Annotated in this window: 3 protein-coding genes; 1 reads left to right on the forward strand and 2 read right to left on the reverse strand. The window is 40.7% G+C overall.

Translation table 11 applies throughout. The annotated features are described in order from the left end of the window. Positions 1-463 precede the first annotated feature (463 nt). On the forward strand, positions 464-1,525 hold the full coding sequence (locus RMO35_RS15440) for a mannose-1-phosphate guanylyltransferase (RefSeq protein WP_309742213.1): 1,062 nt from the start codon (positions 464-466) through the stop codon (positions 1,523-1,525). Between the two features lie 40 nt (positions 1,526-1,565). Here the strand turns inward: RMO35_RS15440 and RMO35_RS15445 are convergent, their stop codons facing one another. Then, on the reverse strand, positions 1,566-2,258 hold the full coding sequence (locus RMO35_RS15445) for a DUF3226 domain-containing protein (RefSeq protein WP_309742214.1): 693 nt from the start codon (positions 2,256-2,258) through the stop codon (positions 1,566-1,568). After that, positions 2,248-3,106: AAA family ATPase (locus RMO35_RS15450; protein WP_309742215.1), on the reverse strand; the 859-nt coding region annotated here is incomplete at its 5' end. The genes RMO35_RS15450 and RMO35_RS15445, both read right to left, overlap by 11 nt.

Consider the following 3,106-nt stretch of genomic DNA (forward strand, 5'->3'; position numbering starts at 1 on the left):
TATCATCAGCGATCGACCATTATTGCAAGCGATCGAGCAATTAGAAGCTAAAAAAGTGACGACGCTCAGTGTCACCGATAGCGATGGCATCTTAGTTGGACTGCTCGAAAAAGCCGCCGTGATTAATCTTCTGCACCGTCAACCACAAGTTAATCCTGCTTAGATTTAGCATTCAGGATTATCTGTAATAGCCTACACCTAGTATCTATATACTTCGTTTAAAAATGGGCTTACCCCCCCAACCCCCCCTTTATAAGGGGAGGCTTTTTCTTACTCCCTCCCTTTTATAAGGGGAGGGCTGGGGTGGGGTAAAAATCTACGCAGCAACTCAAATAACTTATCAGTATGCGGTAGCGTGGGTACCCTACATGAATCTGAGTGCTTCACAAGCTCAATTGTCGTGGTAGTGTAAATTAATTACGCACGTCCGCAACTAAAATTTAGCTACCTCTAAATCGATCCCATGCAACCAAAATTTGTCCCTGTAATTCTGGCTGGCGGTAAAGGAGAACGGTTTTGGCCGCTGAGCCGCAAACATCGCCCCAAACAATTTCTCTGTCTCGATGGTAGTGGTGAAAGCCTGATCCAAGCTACAGCTAACCGACTGCTACCGATCGTGGGTAGTTGGGATGATATTTGGGTAATTACATCAAAACTGCTCGAAACGGGCGTTCAGGAGCAATTACCCAGCCTGCCAGCGGCAAATCTACTCGCCGAACCAGAGGGTCGAGATACGGCAGCAGCGGTAGCGTGGGCGAGTTTGGAAGTAGCCAAACGGTATGGGGACGATGTGGTAATTGGCTTTTTTCCCGCCGATGCCTGGATTAAGGATGTGGAGGCATTTGCCAAGACGATCGCGGCGGCGGTAGCATTAGCGGATACTAAGGACGCGATCGTTACCCTCGGCATCACGCCTACTTTCCCCTCGATCGGCTATGGTTATATTCAGCAGGGTGCAGATAGCGGGGATTACGGGCAGTTAAAAACATATCACGCCCTGCGATTTACGGAAAAGCCCGATCTCTCCACCGCCAAAGATTTTATTACTAGTGGCGACTATACCTGGAATAGCGGAATCTTTATTTTCAAAGCCAAAACCGCGATCGGTGAATTGAAGTTATATGCGCCAGAATTGATGCAATTACTAATCGATAAAGGTGTCAGTATTTATCCGACATTACCTAAGATCAGTATCGATTACGCCTTGATGGAAAAGACCAAATTAACCTATGTAATTCCCGCTGATTTTGGGTGGGATGACTTAGGCGATTGGAACGCGATCGAGCGACTCCTCAAAGGAGATAATATTAACGTAGAATTAGCCAATCATGTCTGTATCGATACCCACGGAGCGGTACTTTATGCCAGCAATCCGGAGGAAGTCGTAGTCACGATCGGTTTAGAAGATGTCGTCGTCGTCCGCGATGGTGATGTCACCCTAATTGTCGCCAAAGATCGCACCCAAGAAATCAAACAGATCGTCAATAAAATCAAGGAAGATCGGGCACTCGATCGACTACTCTAATTCGATATCTTATTTCATTGTAGAGAGTAATAATGTCGCATTAAACAGGATTGTGAAATAGCCGAAAAAATGCTTTTAAATCATCAAGGGCTGGATGATTTAGATTCCAAATAAAAGATTTGTTTTCTAGAGCATAGTTGAGTGTCAGCTTTTTTGCGGCATCTTTTTTGTCATCCTTTGTAGAAGTATCATAGCGAACATAGTTAGCAATCCATAACTTGTCAAAACTTTTATCGGTGATTTGTTTGCTATTGCGCGTTAAGCATTCTCGCCAGCTTTGCAAGCAATCAGCATGAGTTGAATCTTGACTTTTAATTAATTTTAAAACTGTTTCCAGTTCTCCTTTTCCGTCAACATTGGTAAAATAACAAGCGAGCTGAATTTGATAATCATCAAAATTTAGCTCGATAAACTGATTGACTCGATCGAGTAGTGCTGCTTTGGGAAATACCTTAACCAGACAATCATGAATAAATTTGATTCGATCGGCTTCTGAATGTAGATCGATATCAATAATAATCCCCACTCGATCGATATCTTCTTTTTGGATATCGGCTTTGAGATCTTTTAGTGCTTTGGTGAGCTTGCTTGAATCTAATCCCTCTAGCGGTCGATAATCTTCATCAGCAAAAATCGGAGATTCTACTTTGATATTATAATTAAGATGTTTGATGACTGACTGAAAGAAATATTTATCGTTATTACTTTCAACGATTAAAATATTACGCCCCACCTCTTACCTCTTTGTGACGATCGATCGCATATTCTAAGGTTTCTAAATCTCGATTAATAGCAACTATTCTATTAGTTTTTTCATGTCGAGTCAATTCAAAATGAGCTGCTGAATCTGGTCGATCTAGTCCTGCTTTTATAAAAGCCTCTGTCATCTCCAAGCTATGAGTAGTGGCAAAGATCTGTACGTTCAACTGCTCTGCTAATTTATATAAAAAGTCCCAAAATGCAGTTTGATTTGAGTGATGAATACCATTTTCAATCTCATCGATTAGAAGAATACTATCTTGATTATTAATGATTTTTAGGATAATTTCGGCAATCCGATTCATGGCATCACCAAATAGAGACAAAGGTAATCTCTTTTCACCTTTACGTTTTAAGTAAATCGTAGGTTCGGGAATGCTAAAGCTTTCTACCGTGACAATTGAGCTATCTACTATCTGAAATGCTTTCAGAACATCATCATCTCGATCTTCTAATCTTGCTTTATCAAATTCTAGTGTTAATTCGATAGTCGAATCTCTCTGATTTGAAGACACAAATAAAGCATTCTGAATATATAAGTCATTAACGGATTCATGAGGGCGTACTGTAAAAATAACTTCACGATTTCTTGAAAAAGAAATAAACACAACAGAAATGCTATTGCTTGTACTTATTTTCATCAATCCCAGATATTTTTCTTCGTCATTCCTGAGTAGATCTCTCTCCATCCTTTTGTTATATCTCTCAACTATTTCGCCAGATCCACTATTGTCTACTTGCTCGAGAATATCTTCTTCATCACCAATCGACACGTTAATATTCTTAAATGTTCCATCCTGAAAAATAGCATTAATGGAACAG

The organism is Chamaesiphon sp. OTE_20_metabat_361 (assembly GCF_031364565.1).